The organism is Asticcacaulis sp. P2_C5 (assembly GCF_056404555.1).
The window spans coordinates 345,183-364,060 of the sequence record NZ_JBFUDU010000005.1; the positions used below are offsets into that span (position 1 = coordinate 345,183).

The window sequence follows — 18,878 nt, forward strand, 5'->3', positions numbered from 1 at the left end:
AAAAGTACGGAGGCGCAATGTCGTCGGCCATATTTTTAGAGCACAATCGACCGGTCGTGCGCGTCATCGGCCTCTGGTTCACCGTTCTGCCGCTCTGCCTCGTAGACGTGGCCTTCGGCAAGGGCCGGGCGATCGTCTGCGGGTTTATGGTCGAGGGCGGGGAGGCCGAAGATTCGGTCAGCCGGCAAGTGGCCGCCAACCAGGAGACCTGTATGCGGAGCGACGCCTTCAGGCCGCAGATCATGGTCACGGATGATCAACTTCGTTCACATCCAACGCGCTTTCTAGAGCGAAATGACTTTAGATAGAATCGTCATTTCGCTCTAAGTTTTTGTTTTGTCGCGCAATTTAACCGAAAACGGGGCCGCCCGTGCGGTGGCATCCCCTTTATCGGATTGCGCTCTAACGTGCGTAACCAGGCGAAAAAAGAGGAGGGCCGGGCGTGTGCTGTATCTTCGGGCATCATAATGCGCCTAACTTTCCAGAATGAGGTGTGCCAGTTTCGCTGGACTCTCAACGGCCGAAAAATGTCCCGTGTCCTTGAGGGTGAACAAACGGGCATTCGGAACCAAGGCGCGAGTACGCTCCCGTTCGGCCGGACGCGACCAGTCGCTATCCCCATAGATGAGCGTTACCGGGGTTGCGATCAATCGATACTGGTCTCGCGCCTTTCCCCAGGAACGCCATCCCGCCAGCACCTTGCGAGCGACCCGCCTGTATCCTGGCCGGCGCGACACCTGAGCGAACTCGGCGAGCAGATCGGCGGGAAGTTTACGTGGATCGTGATATCCGCCACTCATAATTCCGCCGAGCACCAGCCTGTTTTCCAGCGCGGCATTGATGGCGCCCAGTATTGGGATTTGCAAACTCCCGATGATCAGGTTCGCGAACCAGTTGCCGCGCCGGATGCCGTCGCCGTACCGCGTTTCGTAGTCGTAAGGATTAATGGCGAATACGCGCTTGATCCTTTGTGGGACCGCGGCCGCAACCGTGAGCGCCAGGGCGCCGCCGATCGACTCACCAACGAGTGTGACCCCGGTGAGATCAAGCGTCTCGATGAAACCTATGACGCCCTGCCTCAGATATGGCTCGTCGAAGCGCGCACGCGGGTCGATTGGCGAATGACCATGTCCAGGAAGATCAATAGTATAAACAGTGTATGATTTGTCCAGGATCGGAACCAGGCTTCGAAAATATTCGAGCTGCGTCCGGATGGTGTGGAGCAGGATCAGTGGCGGCCCGTCACCGGTCTTTTCATAGCGGAGTGTAAGTTTCTCCGATATTGGCAGCAGTGTCCCTTTGATCTCGTATGGCGTTACCACTTCGTCTCTCCTATCGTTCCGGACATGGGACTGCGTCGTCAGACATCCTGATTGTCATTATCGGTTACTGCGCCGAGCGGTGACCTCAACGCAGCAATGCGATCGGCCCCGAGACATTCACCCGCGCGGCGCTGGGCGCGCTGCCAGGCGGGGGCAAGGTCTTCAATGAGGCGCCGACCTTTAGTCGTGATCTGCAAGGGGTTTCCGCGACCGTCTTCTCCTGCGACCACCTCTTCAATCCAGCCGTTGGCGGCCATGACGGCAAGATTGCGGGTCAAGGTGGAGCGATCAATCGCGGCATAGCGGCCGATATCGGAGCGCCGTACCGGGCCGGTCTTGGCAATGACGACAAGCAGATTGAGTTGGCTGCCCTTTATGTCGTGCGGGCGTAGCTCTTCGTCGTAAATGGACGTGACGATACGAGCCAGTTTTCGCGTAGTCGATAAAAGGCAATGGTTTGCAATGTCGTCGATGGTGTCATCCGCTGCCATGTGTGCCTACCGTTAGAATCTGTACTTGTATATACAACAATATTTCGCGGGGTTGTCAAAGGCAGGGAACCGTTCGGCCACACGCCTGTATGTGGGAGATCAGCCGAAGCATTGCGTTTCCGATGCGCGGTGATGAACATCGCGACGGCGGACCGGCAATAGGAGTCTATTTCGTCGTCAGAACCCGGCGGGCTGAACGGAGCGATAATCAGGAGGTCCGATCCCTTGAAAAGCGCGGCGAACAGACGGGCGGATTGCGCAGGGTCGGGTATGTTTAGAACCGTCTTCCCGTGCAGCTGCCGCAACAGGGCCTCGATCTGGCTGATAAAGCGGACAGGGCCTGCTTCGTAATAAAGCCTGGTCAGAGACGCCTGGTTCGTCTTGTCGGCCATGAGCATGGCTTTGACGCTGCGTACCTCCGGGTTTTTTCAGTCATAAAAATACAGTACTTGACAGTATCTATACTCTGCGGTTACGATACCAGGCAGTGTCTAAAATGCGCCACCCATTGGATCATTGTCAACCATGTCCTCCAAATCAAATGTCTCCACCTTGGCAGCGTTTACGGCGCTGGTCGCCGCAACCGGTCTCGTAACGGCGATTCCGGCGGAAGCCGGACAGGTGGCCGGCGCAGGCCCACCGGAAGCTGTCGTCGGTCTCCCTGACACGGGGCATGCTCCGGGTGAGGTGGCAACCGTCACCATTTTTGGTGCGCAATCGGCCACGCATACGGCGCGCCTGCGTCAAATTTCCCTGGGCCGCCCGGCGATATCGAATGCGGCATCGTCCGGCCTTTCTACAGATTGATGGGTGACTTTCTCGTCGATGCCGAAGCTCTCGCTGCCCGTCTCGAGCGCGTATCGCTGGACGCTATTTCGCGCCAGGCCCATCCCACGCCCGTCCATCAACAACATGGAGCCTATCACAATGGATGACGTCATCATCATCGGCGGCAGCTTTGCCGGCCTCGCCGCCGCCCTCCAGCTTGGCCGTGCCCGTCGCAAGGTCACGGTTCTCGATACCGGCCTGCAGCGCAATCGCTTCGCCGGCCATTCGCATGGTCTGCTCGGCCACGATCACAAGCCACCGCAGGACATCCTGGCGGAGGCGCGGCGGCAGCTGGCGCGCTATCCCACGATCAGGCTGGTCAATGCCCGGGCCGACAGCATCTCCGGCATCATCGACAATTTCTCCGTCCTCACCGGCGACGGCGAAAGCCTTCGGGCGCGCCGCCTGATCCTGAGCTATGGCATTGTCGACCAGATGCCTGATGTCCCAGGCTTTGCCGAAAGCTGGGGCACATCCATCGTGCCCTGCCCCTATTGCGATGGTTTTGAAGTCGCCGGCCAGCATTGGGGCCTGGTCTGGTCCGGACCGCAGTCGCACAATCAGGTCAGGCTGTTCCACGATTGGACCGAAAGGTTGACGGTCTTCGCCGATGGTCACGCCATTCCGTCCGAAATCCGGGCCGATCTGACGCGCCGCAACACGCCTGTCGTCGCTGGTCGGATCACCGGGATCGTCCGTCGTGGAAGCCATAACGCCACCGTCAGGTTGGATACCGGCCTTGATATCGCGGTCGACATCCTGTTCGCCCATCCGCGCAACAGGCCGTCCGCAAGCCTGCATGAAGCGCTGGGTCTCGCCACGGTCGACACGCCCCTCGGCATCATCCTCAAGGTCGACGAGCGCCGCGAAACCAGCATGCCCGGCATCTACGCCGCCGGCGACCTCTCCAACCCCCTCATACCCTCGGTCACCACGGCATCATGGCAAGGCGCGATGGCGGGTATCTTCGCTCAGCAGTCGATGCTGGTTTGAGAGCGCAAATGCCTTCTCAGGTTGCCGGGGGCAATCATATCTGAAGGTTCTGGGCGCTGCCACGGAACGCGGGCCCCTCTCGCCTGAGGAGGAGCCTAGCAAAGAATGAATCAGAACAAGGATTTCGCATGGCAGAGCAAAATGTTTATCAGGTCACCGGTTGGAATGACCGAAGCGGGGAGCGCTGGGTCGCCCACCAGGCCCGCCTCGACGCTATGCTGGCTGTGTTTGGCGAGGCCGCCATCGACGCCGCCGCGCCTGCGGCGGGCGACCGCGTGCTGGACATCGGCTGCGGCGCGGGCGCTTCGAGTCTGGCGCTGGCCGCCCGCATTGGCCCTGTAGGGCAGGTGTTGGGCGTGGACATATCCGAACCGCTGATCGGCCAAGCGCAAGCGCGAGCGCCACGGGATTCGTCAGCCCTGTTCCGGGTGGCCGACGCCAGCAATGCCGACCTGCCCGAGGGCATGTTCGATATATTGTTTTCGCGTTTCGGGGTGATGTTCTTCAAGGATCCGACCGGCGCCTTCGCTCATATGCGCCGCGCACTCCAGCCGGGCGGACGGGTCGCTTTCGTTTGCTGGCGAAGCGCGGCTGAGAACGACTGGATGCGCCTGCCGTTGGACGCTATCAGTGCCATTGTCCCGCTTTCCACGCCGCCTGATCCCGAAGCGCCAGGCCCGTTCTCGTTTGGCGACCGGGGGCGGCTGGCGCGCATTCTGACGGGGGCCGGATTCACCGATATCGCCATAGCGCCCTTCGACGCTTCCGTCCCGTTCGGCGAGGGCGAAACGCGGGAGGCGGCGATCGACGAAGCGGTGCAAATGGTGTTCGAGGCAGGCCCGCTATCAAGCGTGCTCGCAGATCAGGCCGACGACATCCGCGCCAGCGCTTTTGCAGCGGTCCGTGCGGCGTTCGCCGCCCGCCCCGGCGCGCGCTCGGTAATGATCGACGGCGCGGCGTGGATCGTCACGGCGCGCAATCCTGCAAGCTGACATGGATTAACAGGTGAAACGCCCCTGGTCCGTGGGCCGGGGCGCCTTTTGCCAATCAGCAGGTCCAGATGAGGACCTATTCGCCGACGGTTGGGCGCATTCACGTTATCCGCGCGAATGTTCGTTGCCGCCGTGAGCGGCGACGAACATGGCGACGGCGGCCCGGCAATAGGATTCGATTTCGTTTTCGTCCATCGCTTTCGCCTCATCGAAGCGCGCGATAATCAGCAGATCGGATCCCTTGAAAAGCGCCCCAAACAAGCGGGCGGACTGGACAGGATCGGGAACGTTCAATACCCCCTTCTCGTGCAGTTGACGCAACAGGGCTTCGATTTGGGTGACAACACGGACGGGACCGGCTTCGTAATGGAGCTTGCTTAAGGACTTTTGGTTCGACTTATCGGTCATGACCATGGTCTCGACGCGGCGCACTTCGGGAGTCAGCAGAAGGCGAAGCAGGCTAATGCCAACGGCCAGAAGCTGTTCTTCGGCTGTGCCATCACTACCGACAAGGAGGGACTGTGGCGCAAACTGCTGGCAGCGTGCTGCGATCGCTGCGCTGAACAGCGCTTCCTTGTTCTCGAAATGCCGGTAGATGCTGAGCTTGGAGATCCTGGCCCGTTGCGCGACCTTGTCCATTGTGGTCGCCTGGAAGCCGAGTTCCAGAAAAAGCTCACACGCCGCATCGACAATCGTTTGTCCTAATGCCTCGTTGACGGGTCGTCCGCGTCGGACTTGATTTTTCTCAGTCATGATAATAACGATACTTGACAGTATCCACGCCTTCGCATAATGGTACCCTATAGTATCTAAAATACGCGAACCCTTGGATCATTGTCAACCATGTCCTTCACATCAAATCCCTCCGGGCTGGCGGCGTTCACCGCGCTGGCCGCCGCGACCGTGCTGGTAAGTGCCTGTCAAGCGCCGGTCCGATCCGATCAGAATGTCAAACCCCGAGTTCTGGTCTATCAAGTCGGCTCGGGCACCCAAACGGGGACGGCCTATTCCGGCACTATCCATTCGCGCGTCGAGCAGGATTTGTCGTTCCGCGTGGGAGGAAGGATCCTCGAGCGGAAGGTCAATATCGGGGACGTTGTCACGGCCGGCCAGTTGCTGATGCGCCTAGACCCCGCCGACTATCAGGACGCGGTCAACGGTGCGGCGGCGGCGGTTGCGGCGGCGCAGGCCCAGGCGACTCGGGCAACCGCCAGTTATGAGCGTCTGACCGCGCTGGCCGCCTCGGGCTCGACATCGGCGGATACAATCGAGCAGGCGAAGGCGACGAAGGATTCGGCAGACGCTGCCCTTCAGGCCGCCCAGGCCCAACTGGCGACGGTTAGAAACCAGCGGGCCTATACGGAATTGCGCGCCGATGGCGCCGGCATCGTTACGGCAATACCCGGAGAGGCCGGCCAGGTGGCCGGTGTCGGTCAACCTGTGATCGGGGTGGCGATGTCGGGCCCGCCCGAGGCCGTCGTCGGACTGCCAGACGCCGACCACACCCCGGGCGAGACGGCAACGGTGACAATTTTCGGTGCTCAGACCTCAACGTACAGCGCGCGTCTGCGCCAGATTTCGGCAGCCGCCGACCCGTCCACGCGCCTGTTCGAGGCCCGTTATGTGCTGGATGCGACGCTTGCCGATGCCCCGCTGGGGTCGACAGTCACGGTAACGCCGTCGGTGACCCACATTTCATCTCCCGGACTGGATATTCCGCTGTCCGCGCTCGTTGACAAGGGGCAGGGGACGCGCGTGTGGACCATCGACGCGGGCGGCCATGCGCGCTCAAAGCCCGTCAAGGTGTCGCGCCTCGATGAAGAGACGGCCTCGATCACTGAGGGCCTGGCACAGGGGGATGTTGTCGTCGCCGCCGGCGCGCAGTTGCTGCATGAAGGTGAAATCGTGTCGCCGGTTCGCGGAGGTGCGCTGTGAGCTTCCCTAATCTTTCCGCCCTGGCCGTCCGCGAGCGCGCCGTAACGCTCTTCCTGATCCTCGCCGTTCTGGCCGCCGGTGCCTTTGCCTTCATCAAGCTGGGGCGGGCCGAAGACCCCCGTTTCACCGTGAAGATCATGACGGTGACGGCGGTCTGGCCGGGCGCCACGGCAAAGGAAATGGACGAAAATGTCGGCGACCCGCTGGAAAAGCGTCTTCAGGAGCTCCAGTACTATGACCGCGTCGAAACGACCGCCCAGCCGGGCGTGCTGCAAGCCAAGGTCATACTGAAGGACTCGACACCACCCTCGGCCGTTCCGGACCAGTTCTATCAGGCGCGCAAGAAGCTGTCCGACGAGGCGCGCAAATTGCCGAATGGCGTGTACGGTCCTTTTTTCGATGATGAATTCAGCGACGTCTATTTCTCGCTTTATGCGTTGCAAGCCAAGGGATTGCCCAACCGCGACCTGGTCAAACAGGCCGAGGACCTGAGGCAGCAACTCCTGCACGTTCCCGGCGTCCAAAAAGTCAAGATCCTGGGCGAGCGCCCGCAGGCCATCTATGTCGATATCTCGCAGGCCCGCCTCGCCACCCTGGGTGTGGGTGCACAGGATATCATCGCCGCCCTGCGTGGACGCAACGACGTCACCCCGTCGGGCTCGGTCGATACAGCCGGCCCCCGGGTCCAGCTCCGGATCGACACCGGCCTCCAGTCCGTGGACGATGTCCGCAACGTGACGCTGAATATCCAGGGGAAGCTTCTCAAGATCGGCGACTTCGCCGAAGTTCATCGGGGTTATGAAGATCCGCCCAGCTTCGAAATCGACCATGCAGGCCAGCCGGCGATCGTGCTCGGCGTCGTTATGGCACCCCGATATAACGGCCTGACCTTGGGCAAGGCGCTCGATCATCAGGAAGAACTGATGCGTGCGCACCTTCCGCTCGGCATGACTGTCACCAAGGTATCGGACCAGGCAAAAGCCATCCACCATTCGGTCGATGAATTCATGACCAAGTTCGTTATGGCCCTCGGCGTTGTGATGTTGGTGTCCTTTGTCGCGCTGGGTTTCCGCGTCGGTCTGGTTGTCGCCGCCGCCGTGCCTTTGACGCTAGCGATCGTCTTTGTTGTCATGCTGCTCACCGGCCGCGACTTCGACCGCGTGACACTCGGCGCCCTGATCATTTCGCTGGGCCTGCTCGTCGACGACGCCATCATCGCCATCGAGATGATGGTGGTCAAGCTGGAGGAGGGTTACGACCGTATCAAGGCCGCGACCTTCGCCTGGACGACCACAGCCGCGCCCATGCTGTCGGGCACCCTAGTGACCATATTGGGGTTCATTCCGGTCGGCTTTGCCCAATCGTCGGCGGGTGAATATGCCGGCAATATCTTCTGGGTGGTCGGTTTCGCCCTGATCACGTCGTGGGTGGTGGCCGTGACCTTCACGCCGTATCTGGGCGTCGTCATGCTGCCCAACATCAAGCCGCGCCACGACCATGGCTCGATGTATTCGACGAAGATGTACAACCGGTTCCGCAACCTGGTCCGGCTGGCCGTTGATCGCCGTGGCGTCACCATCGCCATCACGGTCGGCCTGTTCCTCCTCTCCGGTGCCGGCATGGCCGTGGTCAATAAGCAGTTCTTCCCGAACTCGGACCGCACCGAACTGACGGTCGAAGTCAAGATGCCGGTCGGGTCCGCCTTCGAAGCCACCAAGGCGCTGACGGGGCGGCTTGAAGCGGACCTGCAAAAGCAGCCCGAGGCCACCGATGTCTCGGCCTATATAGGGCAGGGGGCTCCACGCTTCTTCTTCTCGCTCAATCCCGAACTGCCGAATCCGGCCTACGCGCAGGTCGTCATCCAGACGAAAGACGTAGAGGCCCGCGCCCGGCTCAAAGCTCGCATTCGCCAATGGGCGATGGATGGCCGCTATCCGCAAGCCCGCGTGCGCGTGACGCAATTCGTGTTCGGTCCGCCCGTGCCCTATCCGGTGCTTTTCCGGGTCATCGGACCCGATGAGGCCGGCATCATGAAGATCGCCGAACAGGTCCGCGCCGTCATGCAGCAGAATCCGGATGTGCTCGATCCGCACCTTGATTGGGGCGACAAGACACCGGTCATGCACTATGCGATCGATGACGCTCGTCTGGCGCAGCTTGGTCTGACCCGTCAAGCGGTGGAATTGCAGTTGCAGGGGTTGGTGTCCGGTGTTCAGGCGACCCAGATTCGCGAAGGCACCCGTACCATCGACGTGCTGCTGCGGACGCCGCAAACGGACCGGCATTCGCCCTCCGATCTTGCCGGAATGACAGTGACCAATGCCCAGGGGCAGGCCATTCCGCTCAGCGCCGTCGTCCGTGCGACGGTGGACAGCGAAGGCCAGCAGATCAAGCGCTATGACCGCGACCTGTTCGTCGCCGTCCAGGGCGATGTCCGCGACGGCGTCCAGCCCCCGGATGTCACGGCACAGATCCTGCCAAAACTGCAGGCGATCAAGGCGACCCTGCCCGCCGGTTATCGCATCGACACCGGCGGCTCCGTGGAGGAAAGCGCCAAGGCCAATGTCGCGCTTGCCGCCGTCGTTCCGGTCATGCTCCTGCTGACCCTGGTCGTGCTGATGATCCAGGTTCGGACCTTCTCGACCATGTGGATGGTCTTCGCGACGGCACCGCTGGGCTTGGTCGGCGCCGTACCCACCTTGCTGATCTTCAACCAACCGTTCGGCTTCAACGCCATCCTGGCCTTAATCGGCTTGTCCGGCATCCTGATGCGCAACACGCTGATCCTTGTGCAGCAGATCAACGACAACAAGGCGCACGGGGTCAGCGACTATGATGCCGTCATCGAAGCCACCGTCCACCGCGCCCGTCCGGTCATCCTGACCGCCGTGGCGGCCATGCTGGCCTTTATTCCCCTGACCCATTCGGTCTTCTGGGGGGCGCTGGCCTTCGTCCTGATCGGTGGCGTCGGTGTCGGCACCGTGCTGACGCTCGTCTTCCTCCCGGCCCTCTATGCCTTCTGGTTCAAGGTCCGCAAGCCGCAAAGCGAGATTTCCCATGCGTAAACTTCTGGTGCTTCTTCCCACCGTGGCGTGGCTCGCCGCTTGCTCGACGCCCACCGCCCATCTTCCCGCCGCGCCTGAGCCGGTCACTTGGCCCGTGGCGGGAAATGTCGCTCAACCCATGGCGAAAGCCTGGTGGACCCAAGGCGCGGACCCGATCCTTCTGGACCTGCTCGACCTTGCCAACCGCGACAGCCACGACATCAGGATGGCCGAGGCGCGACTGAAGGAAGCCAGAGCTGCCCACGTCGCGGCCAGGTCGCTTCTCTTCCCCGATATCAGCGCCGCGGGTGTCGCGCAGCGTGGCGACGTCGGCCTGACCTACAATTACCAGACGATAGACATCACGCAGGGGCAGCTCAATGCCAGCTACGACCTCGATCTGTTCGGCGGGCGCAAGGCGCGCTCGACAGCGGCCGGCGCCGTGGCAAAGGCGGCGGGCGCCTCCTTGGAAGATGTTCGCGGCGCCGTGCGTCTTGAAATCGTCGCGACCTATATCGGCCTGAGGCAATGCCAGCTGGATCTCGACAGCTTCCGGACGACGGCTTCGGCCGCCCACGAAATCTCCGCAAGCTTTGAACAGCAATGGCGGAAAGGACTGATCACCGAAGGACAATTCAAGTCGTCGGAGATCGAGGCGAGGGCGGCTGACACGGGCGTCAGCCGGCTCACCGAGGCCTGCGAACAGTATGTCAACGCCCTCAGCGTCCTGGCCGGTGACGACCGGATGGGCTTGAGACCCCGGCTTTTGGCTACGGGTGCGGTTCCGCAACTGCGTCACCCGGACACGACCGATGCCCCCATGAGCATCCTGCGTCAGCGCCAGGATATGCAGGCGGCGGAAGCCAACCTGACCGCGGCCCGGGCGTCGACGCGCTCGGCCCAGGCCTCCCTGTTTCCGGACCTGTCGATCGGCGCCTTTTTCGGCACCCAGGACACCAGCGTCGGATCGTCCGCCGATGTATGGAACGCGGCGGCGACGATCTATTGGCCGCTCCTGAATTTCGGGCGGATCAAAAGCCAGATCGACGCGGCGTCGGCGCGCGAGGTTGAGGCCTATGAGGGCTATCGGCTGAGCGCCATCGCCGCACTCGCCGACGTGCGGACGAAATTGAGCGCCGTCGAACAGGCGGACATCCGGCAGACCCTGGCCCAGGCCGATGTCGCGGCATCCGATCGCCAGCACGGCGAGGCCACGCGCCAATACCAGGCGGGTCTCATCCCGAAGATCGCCTATTTGGCCTCGGTCATTCGAAACGAACAGTCCCGCCGGGCGCTGATCGACGCCGATGCGGATCGTTCGACTCGAGCCGCGGCGCTCTACCGTGCCGAAGGGCTCTAGAGCGAAATGACTTTAGATAGAATCGTCATTTCGCTCTAATTTTTTGTTTTGTCGCGCAATTTAACCGAAAAGTGGCATCCACTTTATCGGATTGCGCTATAGCTACTACCTCATTCAACGCCCGCCAGCGGCATGTACGTCATTGAACGGCGCACGTCTTGTATCGCTGCCGCCCTTGCGGCATAAGGCGGCCATGATCGATACCCTGGCAAAATCTGTTTATGACAAGGCGTACCGCTTTTCTGTCGCGCCTATGATGGACTGGACCGACCGGCATTGCCGGGCGTTTCACCGTGCCCTGACCAAGCGTGCCCTCCTGTATACGGAGATGGTCACGACCAAGGCCGTGCTGCATGGCGATCGCGACCGCTTGCTGGGTTTTTCCGACGTCGAACATCCCGTGGCGCTGCAGCTGGGTGGCTCGGACCCTGACGAACTCGCACAATGCGCGCGCATTGCCGAAGACCTCGGCTATGACGAAGTCAATCTCAACTGCGGCTGTCCGTCCGACCGCGTGCAGTCCGGCGCTTTCGGCGCCTGCCTGATGCGCGAGCCTCAACTGGTAGCCGACGGCATGCGCGCCATGATCGAGGCGACCAGGCTGCCGGCGACGGTCAAGTGCCGTATCGGTGTTGACGACCAGGACCCGCGCGACAGCCTGTTCACCCTCGTCGAGGCCTGCGCCGCTGCCGGTGTCACGACCTTTATCGTCCATGCCCGCAAAGCCTGGCTGAAGGGCCTGTCGCCGAAGGAAAACCGCGACGTGCCGCCGCTCGACTACGATCTGGTCTATGAGCTGAAGCGCGCCCATCCGGAATTGACCATCGCCATCAATGGCGGGATCGCCACGCTCGATGAAGCCGAAGCCCATCTCGCCCATGTCGACGGCGTCATGCTGGGCCGAGCCGCCTATCACGAACCCGCCCTGCTGGGCCAGGCCGACCGGCGTTTCTTCGGCGAAGGCTGTGACGTCGGGCCGTTCGAAGCCCTGGCGGCCTATCGCGGCTATATGGAAGCCCGTCTGGCGCAAGGCGTCAGCCTGCCCGCCATGGCGCGCCATATACTGGGCCTGATGCATGGCCTGCCGGGCGCGCGCGCCTTTCGGCGTATTCTCACGGTCGATTCGATTGCCCTGGGTGCGGGGATTGAGGTCGTTGATCGGGCGACCGATGCCGTTCATGACGCCTTGGCGGCGGTGCAGGCGCGCCGTGAAGCCTATGCCACCAATCTCACGGATGCAGGATAAGGCTCGATGGCGTAGCCTCGAACCGGCTGAGGCGACCGAGATAGCTCATGCCCAGCAGCGAGGTGCTCAAGCCCTCCTTGACCACCAGGGCCTGGACATTGCGCACCGTGCTCTGGCCGACACCGACCGAGTTGAGGGTGACCAGGGCAGCGAAGCTCGGACCATTGGCGGTGATCACCTTCTGGTCGTAGGTCAGGCTTGACGCCGGGAATCCCAGACGTTGCGCGTCGGTCGGCGTCAGGACGACCTGGGTCGCGCCCGTATCGACGAGGAAGCGCACGGCCTTGCTGTTCACCGTCGCATTGGCCCAGAAATGGCCGTCCTTGCCCTTGGGGATGGCGGTGGTGTGGGTATTTGTCGTTGTCGAGGGCGCTTCGTCGCTGGCTTGCGCCACCGCGGCCGCAGCCCTGGGTTCATGCGGCGTATGTAGGGACAATATGCCCATGCCGGTCAAGACGGCGCAGAAGACGGCGCTGCCGACGATAATGGCCGATTTGTACATGGCTCGTACTCCGCGAACGCCGCCGGGCACCCCGCCGGGGACGGGCGCTTTTGCGCCTGCTCTTCAATCTAAACAAAGAGGGTTGATTTGGAATGAATGCCGGAAAAAGGCGTGAAAATCCATAAAAATGAAAAGTAAGAAAATTTTAACCAATATTAATATGTTTAAAAACAATATATTATGATATTTTAGAAAAATAATATGCTCCGGGTTCGGATTAGTTCTTGCATCAGGCGAAAATTGTGGCACATTGATCCCACGACGCGACGACGACTGTGAGGGTGAGGCCCGACGATAACGCCAAACCAACCCCCTGTGAGCTGCGCCGCGTCTTCTTGTCCGCATTTGCCATTTGGAAAAGGAGACGCAAACCATGCAAGACCAAGAAAAGAAAGCCCACGCCATGACCTCATTCGCTCTGTTCGGAGGCCTCTTCGCAAGCCCCCGCACCAAGACGGAGCGGGTTGTCAGTCGCCCTCAGGACTTCCGTCCCTTCGAACGGAAGTAAGCCTTACGCCCCAGGGACGCCGAAAAGACGTTTCGTGCGCCCATGCGCGGACAGCATAAAACGGCCCGCCGATCACTCGGCGGGCCGTACTTTATTTACGCTCGACCATCCCTGAAGTCATACCAACCTGCCCTGATTGAACATCATATGGCGCGGGTTGGTATGAGCATTTTCAGCTCAGGCGCCGCCTGAAGGCCGGCCCCGATGGCTCACGCACATGTGCGCAACGGCCAATGGGTGCTTTCTGGCGCGCCTTGCCAGGTGGCGATGACGATCGTCATCTCAGCCTGGAATCACAAGGTCTCGCAGGACGCTGTCAAGCCTAGTTGGCCGCCAGTTTCACGCCAGCCTTGGTCTCGGCAGCCGCCATGTTGGGGCTGGATTTGACGACCTTGGTCACGGCGCCGGAACCGTCGCCGCCGAACTTGCTGGACAGTTCGACCCAGTACAGGCCGTCCGCCGCCAGAAAATTGTATTTGAAATCGACCTGATAGTTGCCGCCGCGGAATTCGCAGGTTTCGATATTGACCATTTGCTTGCCGGTAACGGCAACAACCTTGGCCACTGTATCCTTGCCGACGCCGGCGGCCAGCATGCCGGCAGCGGACTCTTGATCTTCGGTGCAGGGGCTGGCGAAGGCCGGGGCCGCGATCAGGGCGCCTGCGACGATAGCGGTAATAAGAAGCGTCTTTTTCATCTGTTGTGTCTCCGTGAGGTTCTTCAGGGTGACACCGATATTAGGGTATATTGGAAAATATTCGGTAAATTCTTATACTTATGTTTTGTTAAACAACTTTAACAGCGGCCCGGCGGACGCCTTGAAAGGTAAGGGGGCAAGGGTTAACGGAGCCAAGTTCTATTCGCAGGTGCGAAAAAAAGCGGGAAAATTCCAAACAAACCTTCCCGCTTGAATCTTAGTTCGACGCCAGCTTCACGCCCTTGGCCGCGGAGGCCGCCGCCAGATTGGGGCTCATTTGCGTGACCTTGAATTCGGAGACTACGGCGCCCTTGACCTTGGCGCTGCCCTGGACCCAGTAAAGGCCATCGGCGCCGAGAAAATTGTATTTGAAGCTGACGTCCATGACGCCCAGGCGGGGTTCGCAGGCGTCGATATTGACCATCTGCTTGCCCTGGACGGTAACGGCGGCGCTGACTTTCTCGCCGGCGGCGACCGCAACGGCTTTACCGGCGGCGGCTTCCTGATCTTCGTCGCATTCGGCAAGAGCATGGCCGGCGACTGCTGAGAGCGACAGAATGGCAGCGGCGACCAGGCTGTTGCGGACAAATGCGTTGTGAGGCGCGGTTTTCTGCATTTTGCAAACTTTCACATTGGGTACGCGTGAGGACGCTTCGGGGAGGAGCGCTGTCCGTTTGTGGTAACGGACCGACGCAATTTAACTGCCACAGTATTTAATTTCATGTGAATCAATGTTGCGCTGCAATAGATTTCACGCATTAAAGCGCAAAAAAACGGAGAGGCCCTAAGGCATCTCCGTCATTTTCAGCTGTTGTATTTAACCGGTCCGCGGGGCCACGCGGACCGGTCTTCTCGTATCAGGCCGCTGTCAGTTCCGACAGGAAGCGGCGAATGTTCTCACTCATCGCTTCGGTTCGCTTGGTCAGCTGGTTGGCTGCGCCGAGCATTTCCGTCGATGCCTTTTCGGTATCGGCGGCAGAGGCCGACAACTGCGCCACGGAGCTTGACGCCATGGTGGTGCCGTCCGAAGCTTCGTTGACGTTGCGGGCGATCTCGTTGGTGGCATCGCCCTGCTGGTGGACGCTGTCGGCGATGCTGGAGGCGATCTCGTTCATGTGCTTGATCGTCTCGCCGATGCCGCGGATGGCGTTGACGCCGTTTTGCGCTGCGCCCTGGATGTCCTTGATACGCTCGCGGATTTCGTCGGTCGCCTTGGCGGTCTGCTGGGCCAGGGATTTGACTTCCGAGGCGACGACCGCGAAGCCCTTGCCGGCTTCACCCGCACGGGCGGATTCGATGGTGGCGTTCAGCGCCAGCAGGTTGGTCTGCTGGGCGATGGCGTTGATCAGGTCGACGACTTCGCCGATCTGGTCGGCGGCGCGGGACAGCTCGGCCATCGATTCATTGGTGCGGTCGGCTTCCGACACGGCTTCGGCAGCGATTTCCACCGAGCGCACGGCCTGGTCACCGATGACGCCGATCGAGGCGGACAGTTCGGTGGTCGCCGAGGCGACGTTCTGGACGTTGTCGGCCGAATTGCGGATCGACGAGACGGCCGATTGCGAACGGCGTTCGTTCTCGCCAGCGATGGTCAGCAGGGTGCGACCGTTGGCATCGAGGTCCGAGGCAGCCGACGACAGGGCGTCCAACATGTCCTGGGCTTCGTGACGGAAGCGTTCAGCCAGCTCCGACATTTGACGGGCACGTTCTTCGCGGGTCTTGGCCGTAGCAGCCTCCATGGCCGACAGGCGTTCTTTTTCCTCGGCGTTCGATTTGAACACGTTCAGGCTGTCGACAACGCTTTTCAGTTCGTCGCGACGGGCCAGGGCATTGATGTCGACATTGAAATTGCCGTTGGCCAGTTCTTCGGTCGTCTTGGCAATTCGGTTGATGCCGGTCACGGTAACGCGCGAGAAAACGAAGGCGATGCCCAGTGACAGGGCGGCCATGACGCCGGCGAAGATGGTCAGGAAGGTGATCCCGGCGGCCTGGGCCTTCTGGGCGTCTGTACCGGCCTGCTTGGCGGTGTCGACATTGGCGCTGATCAGCTGATCCGAGATTTGCGACATCTTGGCGTAGCCGTCGTCGAACTGCGACATCAGCGGCGCCACCGAGGCGAAGTCGACGTCCATGACGGAACCAGCGAATTCGACGGCTTCCTTATAGCTCTTCACTTCCTTGTTCAGGTCGTTCAGCAGCTTCTTCTGGCCATCATTGGTGTCCGAGGCGGCGTCAGTCTTCAGAGTTTCCGAAATCTTGCCCAGGTCTTCGGCGACCTTGTTGACTTCTGCCGATGCGTTGGCGGTCGGGTCCGTCGCCTTGGTGGCCAGGGCGTGGAACAGCTTGCCATTGGCTTCCTTGATCGCGGCCTTGATGTCGCCGACCTTGACGATTTGCGGCAGCGCCTGGTTGTTGATGCCGTCGATCGTCTTGCCCTGACCGTTCATGATATAGATCGCACCACAGGTGAGAACGGCCATGATGGCGGTGGCGACCGCCGCGGGCGCCATGAATTTTACGGTAAACGGCCAGTTCGAGATCTTGAACCCGCCGCCGGAGTTGGTTTTGCCTGATTTCGTCATTTTGGCCCCTGACTACTAAGGATGTGTGGCAGTAATGGTTATGGTTTTCGTGAACCTGGCCTATTCCGCGGGGCGCTTTGGGCACATTCAGGCCCAGGCGACTCATGGTTAAGACAAGCTTTCGCGACAACCTGTCAGATTAAGGTTGTTGAAATCCTAACAAGATCAGGATTGTTACGACAAATGCCGGCTCAGTACCGATCGTCCGCCTATGGCGGCACACAATGCGGACGGTCAGACGCCGACCTGCTGTAAATAGTGCAAAGAGTGAATGATTCTGGAGGGTTACGGACGTAAGGAAACGATACGTATGGCGCTCTTATTATTTCGCAGGCACTTTAGCGATATTCGCGGCGGGTTTTCAAACACAAGACCAATCCTGTACCGGCGGATATGCGGGAGACGACGGGAAGCGTCATGACGATAAGCAGTGGTGACAAGGCACTGGACAGCTATCTGGCCGCTATTGTCGAGTCCTCGGACGACGCCATTATCGGCAAGACCCTGGACGGCGTCATAACCTCATGGAACGGCGCCGCCGTACGTCTCTTCGGTTACACACCCGACGAAGCGATCGGCCGCCATATCAGCATGATCATCCCCAAGGATCGCCAGGATGAGGAATTCATCATCATCGGCAAGGTCAAGTCCGGCCAGCGCCTGGAACATTTCGAGACCGTGCGCCAGTCACGAGATGGGCGCCTTATCGATATATCGCTGACGGTGTCACCTATTCGGAACAGCGAAGGTGACGTCGTCGGTGTATCGAAGATCGCCCGCGACATCTCCACCGCAAAACAGGCAGACCGGTTACGCGCCTCCCTGGCCGCCATTGTCGATGCATCGGACGACGCGATCGTTTCGAAGACGCTCGACGGCGTGATCACGTCATGGAATCCGTCGGCGGAACGCATATTCGGCTACACGGCCGACGAGGCAATCGGCCAGTATATCGGATTGATCCTGCCGCCGGACCGGATAGACGAGGAACATGCGATACTGGGCAAGATCAAGTCGGGCCAGAAGGTCGACCATTTCGAAACGGTCCGTCGCACGAAATGTGGCGACGCCGTCGAGATATCCCTGACGGTATCGCCGCTGTTCGACTCCGCCGGACGCATACTGGGGGCCACCAAGGTGGCGCGCGACATCACCGAGCAAAAGAACAATGACCGCGCGCTACGCGACAGCAACCGTCGCAAGGACGAGTTCCTGGCCAATATGAGTCATGAACTGCGCACGCCGCTGAATGCTGTGATCGGCCTGAGCCACATACTGAGCCTGTCGGAAAACCTCAATCCCAAGGAACGGCGCTGCGTCTCGATGCTTGGCCAGAGCGGTGAAAATCTCCTGTCCCTGATCAACAACCTGCTCGATTTTTCGAAACTCGAAAGCGACAGCCTGCACCTGGAAGCGATTGAGTTCAATCCGGCCGAACTGGTTGAAAATGCCGTCATCCAGGTGCAGCTCAAGGCACAGGAAAAGCATCTGCCGATCCGGGTGTCGTATGACCGCAACCTCAAGGACCGCTATATCGGCGACCCGTTGCGCGTGCAGCAGGTCATCACCAACCTGTTGTCCAATGCCGTCAAGTTCACGGAAACGGGCCAGATAGAGGTTGCGCTGCGGATCAAGGACGAACGCCCGAACGAAACGGTGCTGGGCCTGGACGTGACCGATAGCGGTATCGGCATCCCGGATGACAAGGCTGGGATTATCTTCGACAAGTTCGTCCAGGGCGACGCTTCGACGACGCGCCGCTATGGCGGTTCCGGCCTTGGACTGTCGATCTGCCAGTCGATCGTACGCGCCATGAACGGGACCATCTCGGTCGTCAGCCGGCCGGGTTTCGGTTCGACCTTTACGGTCGAACTGACCCTGAAGAACGCCGCTCAACAGACCTTGCTGGCACCGCAAAGCCAAGGCGCCGAACGCCCTCATCATAACGTCCTGGTCGTCGAAGATTACGCGCCCAATACCATGGTGGCGACAACCTTGCTGGAACATCTCGGCTACACCTACGACATCGCGGAAAACGGCATGGAGGCGTTGCGCAAGGCCGAGCGCGGCAGCTTCGACCTGATCCTGATGGACATCCAGATGCCGGGCATGGACGGGTTTGAAAGCACGCAATTGATCCGCGATTATGAAGACGAGCAAAACCTCAAGCCGACCCCTATCATCGCCATGACGGCGCATGTGCTCGATCGTGACAAGGCGTTGTGTCTCCAGGCCGGCATGAACGACTTCATTCCCAAGCCGTTCGACCCCGTGTCGTTACGCGCCTTGCTGGCGCGCTATCTGAACGCCGAGGCCACCGTAAAAGCGTGAGCCGGCGTCTTGCCGGTTGCATGCCGGCGGGAAGCCGCCCATTGTGC

16 protein-coding genes and 1 pseudogene are annotated in these 18,878 nt (G+C 60.7%); 9 read left to right on the forward strand and 8 right to left on the reverse strand.

Features of this window, described 5'->3' with window-relative positions; translation table 11 throughout:
- The first annotated feature begins 17 nt into the window (after window positions 1-17).
- Window positions 18-308, forward strand: a complete 291-nt coding sequence (locus AC1DXO_RS11410) for a hypothetical protein (RefSeq protein WP_476978265.1) — start codon at window positions 18-20, stop codon at window positions 306-308.
- Window positions 309-473: 165 nt separating this feature from the next.
- Here the strand turns inward: AC1DXO_RS11410 and AC1DXO_RS11415 are convergent, their stop codons facing one another.
- From AC1DXO_RS11415 to AC1DXO_RS11425, 3 genes and pseudogenes are all read right to left on the reverse strand, one after another.
- The gene (locus tag AC1DXO_RS11415) at window positions 474-1,322 is read right to left on the reverse strand and encodes an alpha/beta fold hydrolase (RefSeq protein WP_476978266.1); all 849 of its coding nucleotides are present in this window, start codon (window positions 1,320-1,322) and stop codon (window positions 474-476) included.
- Between the two features lie 38 nt (window positions 1,323-1,360).
- Window positions 1,361-1,813, reverse strand: coding sequence for a MarR family winged helix-turn-helix transcriptional regulator (locus tag AC1DXO_RS11420; RefSeq protein WP_476978267.1), 453 nt, complete (start codon window positions 1,811-1,813; stop codon window positions 1,361-1,363).
- Window positions 1,696-2,223: pseudogene (locus tag AC1DXO_RS11425) on the reverse strand (TetR/AcrR family transcriptional regulator C-terminal domain-containing protein); the annotation flags it as partial. The pseudogene AC1DXO_RS11425 and the gene AC1DXO_RS11420, both read right to left, overlap by 118 nt.
- A gap of 115 nt (window positions 2,224-2,338) precedes the next feature.
- Here AC1DXO_RS11425 and AC1DXO_RS11430 point away from each other — a divergent pair.
- The 3 genes from AC1DXO_RS11430 (at window position 2,339) to AC1DXO_RS11440 (ending at window position 4,626) form a co-directional block, all read left to right on the forward strand.
- Window positions 2,339-2,620 carry a hypothetical protein gene (locus tag AC1DXO_RS11430; RefSeq protein WP_476978268.1) on the forward strand — a complete coding sequence of 94 codons (282 nt, stop codon included), beginning with the start codon at window positions 2,339-2,341 and terminating at the stop codon, window positions 2,618-2,620.
- 120 nt (window positions 2,621-2,740) lie between these two features.
- Window positions 2,741-3,634 (forward strand): NAD(P)/FAD-dependent oxidoreductase, encoded by an 894-nt coding sequence (locus AC1DXO_RS11435; protein ID WP_476978269.1) that lies wholly within the window; start codon window positions 2,741-2,743, stop codon window positions 3,632-3,634.
- A gap of 128 nt (window positions 3,635-3,762) precedes the next feature.
- Complete coding sequence (locus AC1DXO_RS11440) at window positions 3,763-4,626, forward strand: class I SAM-dependent methyltransferase (protein WP_476978270.1); 864 nt, start codon at window positions 3,763-3,765, stop codon at window positions 4,624-4,626.
- Window positions 4,627-4,731: 105 nt separating this feature from the next.
- Here the strand turns inward: AC1DXO_RS11440 and AC1DXO_RS11445 are convergent, their stop codons facing one another.
- Window positions 4,732-5,379: a TetR/AcrR family transcriptional regulator gene (locus tag AC1DXO_RS11445; RefSeq protein WP_476978271.1), complete on the reverse strand. Its 648-nt coding sequence runs from the start codon at window positions 5,377-5,379 to the stop codon at window positions 4,732-4,734.
- Window positions 5,380-5,469: 90 nt separating this feature from the next.
- Between AC1DXO_RS11445 and AC1DXO_RS11450 the strand changes: the two genes are divergently transcribed.
- The 4 genes from AC1DXO_RS11450 to dusA all read left to right on the forward strand — a co-directional run bounded on the left by AC1DXO_RS11450 (window position 5,470) and on the right by dusA (window position 12,211).
- On the forward strand, window positions 5,470-6,561 hold the full coding sequence (locus tag AC1DXO_RS11450; protein ID WP_476978272.1) for an efflux RND transporter periplasmic adaptor subunit: 1,092 nt from the start codon (window positions 5,470-5,472) through the stop codon (window positions 6,559-6,561).
- Window positions 6,558-9,626: an efflux RND transporter permease subunit gene (locus AC1DXO_RS11455; RefSeq protein ID WP_476978273.1), complete on the forward strand. Its 3,069-nt coding sequence runs from the start codon at window positions 6,558-6,560 to the stop codon at window positions 9,624-9,626. Before AC1DXO_RS11450 ends, AC1DXO_RS11455 begins: the two co-directional genes overlap by 4 nt.
- Entirely contained in the window at window positions 9,619-10,965 is a 1,347-nt protein-coding gene (locus AC1DXO_RS11460; protein ID WP_476978274.1) for a TolC family protein, read from the forward strand. The genes AC1DXO_RS11455 and AC1DXO_RS11460 overlap by 8 nt, the downstream gene beginning before the upstream one ends.
- 193 nt (window positions 10,966-11,158) lie before the next feature.
- Window positions 11,159-12,211 (forward strand): tRNA dihydrouridine(20/20a) synthase DusA, encoded by a 1,053-nt coding sequence (dusA, locus tag AC1DXO_RS11465; protein WP_476978275.1) that lies wholly within the window; start codon window positions 11,159-11,161, stop codon window positions 12,209-12,211.
- On the opposite strand, the gene AC1DXO_RS11470 is transcribed toward dusA, so the two are convergent.
- From AC1DXO_RS11470 to AC1DXO_RS11485, 4 genes are all read right to left on the reverse strand, one after another.
- Window positions 12,195-12,713 (reverse strand): TIGR02281 family clan AA aspartic protease, encoded by a 519-nt coding sequence (locus AC1DXO_RS11470; RefSeq protein ID WP_476978276.1) that lies wholly within the window; start codon window positions 12,711-12,713, stop codon window positions 12,195-12,197. The genes dusA and AC1DXO_RS11470 overlap by 17 nt on opposite strands.
- 830 nt (window positions 12,714-13,543) lie before the next feature.
- Window positions 13,544-13,918 carry a hypothetical protein gene (locus tag AC1DXO_RS11475; protein ID WP_476978277.1) on the reverse strand — a complete coding sequence of 125 codons (375 nt, stop codon included), beginning with the start codon at window positions 13,916-13,918 and terminating at the stop codon, window positions 13,544-13,546.
- A 217-nt stretch (window positions 13,919-14,135) separates the two neighbouring features.
- Complete coding sequence (locus tag AC1DXO_RS11480) at window positions 14,136-14,534, reverse strand: hypothetical protein (protein ID WP_476978278.1); 399 nt, start codon at window positions 14,532-14,534, stop codon at window positions 14,136-14,138.
- 241 nt (window positions 14,535-14,775) lie between these two features.
- A complete protein-coding gene (locus tag AC1DXO_RS11485; RefSeq protein ID WP_476978279.1) occupies window positions 14,776-16,500 on the reverse strand; it encodes a methyl-accepting chemotaxis protein in 1,725 nt (574 codons plus the stop codon).
- 417 nt (window positions 16,501-16,917) lie between these two features.
- On the opposite strand from AC1DXO_RS11485, the gene AC1DXO_RS11490 reads away from it, so the two are divergent.
- On the forward strand, window positions 16,918-18,831 hold the full coding sequence (locus AC1DXO_RS11490) for a PAS domain-containing hybrid sensor histidine kinase/response regulator (protein ID WP_476978280.1): 1,914 nt from the start codon (window positions 16,918-16,920) through the stop codon (window positions 18,829-18,831).
- Window positions 18,832-18,878 lie beyond the last annotated feature (47 nt).

Bases quoted from the DNA above. Each gene is read 5' to 3' on its own strand.
- AC1DXO_RS11410 (WP_476978265.1), top strand. From the start codon at position 18: ATGTCGTCGGCCATATTTTTAGAGCACAATCGACCGGTCGTGCGCGTC.
- AC1DXO_RS11420 (WP_476978267.1), bottom strand. From the start codon at position 1,813: ATGGCAGCGGATGACACCATCGACGACATTGCAAACCATTGCCTTTTA.
- AC1DXO_RS11430 (WP_476978268.1), top strand. From the start codon at position 2,339: ATGTCCTCCAAATCAAATGTCTCCACCTTGGCAGCGTTTACGGCGCTG.
- AC1DXO_RS11435 (WP_476978269.1), top strand. From the start codon at position 2,741: ATGGATGACGTCATCATCATCGGCGGCAGCTTTGCCGGCCTCGCCGCC.
- AC1DXO_RS11440 (WP_476978270.1), top strand. From the start codon at position 3,763: ATGGCAGAGCAAAATGTTTATCAGGTCACCGGTTGGAATGACCGAAGC.
- AC1DXO_RS11445 (WP_476978271.1), bottom strand. From the start codon at position 5,379: ATGACTGAGAAAAATCAAGTCCGACGCGGACGACCCGTCAACGAGGCA.
- AC1DXO_RS11450 (WP_476978272.1), top strand. From the start codon at position 5,470: ATGTCCTTCACATCAAATCCCTCCGGGCTGGCGGCGTTCACCGCGCTG.
- AC1DXO_RS11460 (WP_476978274.1), top strand. From the start codon at position 9,619: ATGCGTAAACTTCTGGTGCTTCTTCCCACCGTGGCGTGGCTCGCCGCT.
- dusA (WP_476978275.1), top strand. From the start codon at position 11,159: ATGATCGATACCCTGGCAAAATCTGTTTATGACAAGGCGTACCGCTTT.
- AC1DXO_RS11470 (WP_476978276.1), bottom strand. From the start codon at position 12,713: ATGTACAAATCGGCCATTATCGTCGGCAGCGCCGTCTTCTGCGCCGTC.
- AC1DXO_RS11475 (WP_476978277.1), bottom strand. From the start codon at position 13,918: ATGAAAAAGACGCTTCTTATTACCGCTATCGTCGCAGGCGCCCTGATC.
- AC1DXO_RS11480 (WP_476978278.1), bottom strand. From the start codon at position 14,534: ATGCAGAAAACCGCGCCTCACAACGCATTTGTCCGCAACAGCCTGGTC.
- AC1DXO_RS11485 (WP_476978279.1), bottom strand. From the start codon at position 16,500: ATGACGAAATCAGGCAAAACCAACTCCGGCGGCGGGTTCAAGATCTCG.
- AC1DXO_RS11490 (WP_476978280.1), top strand. From the start codon at position 16,918: ATGACGATAAGCAGTGGTGACAAGGCACTGGACAGCTATCTGGCCGCT.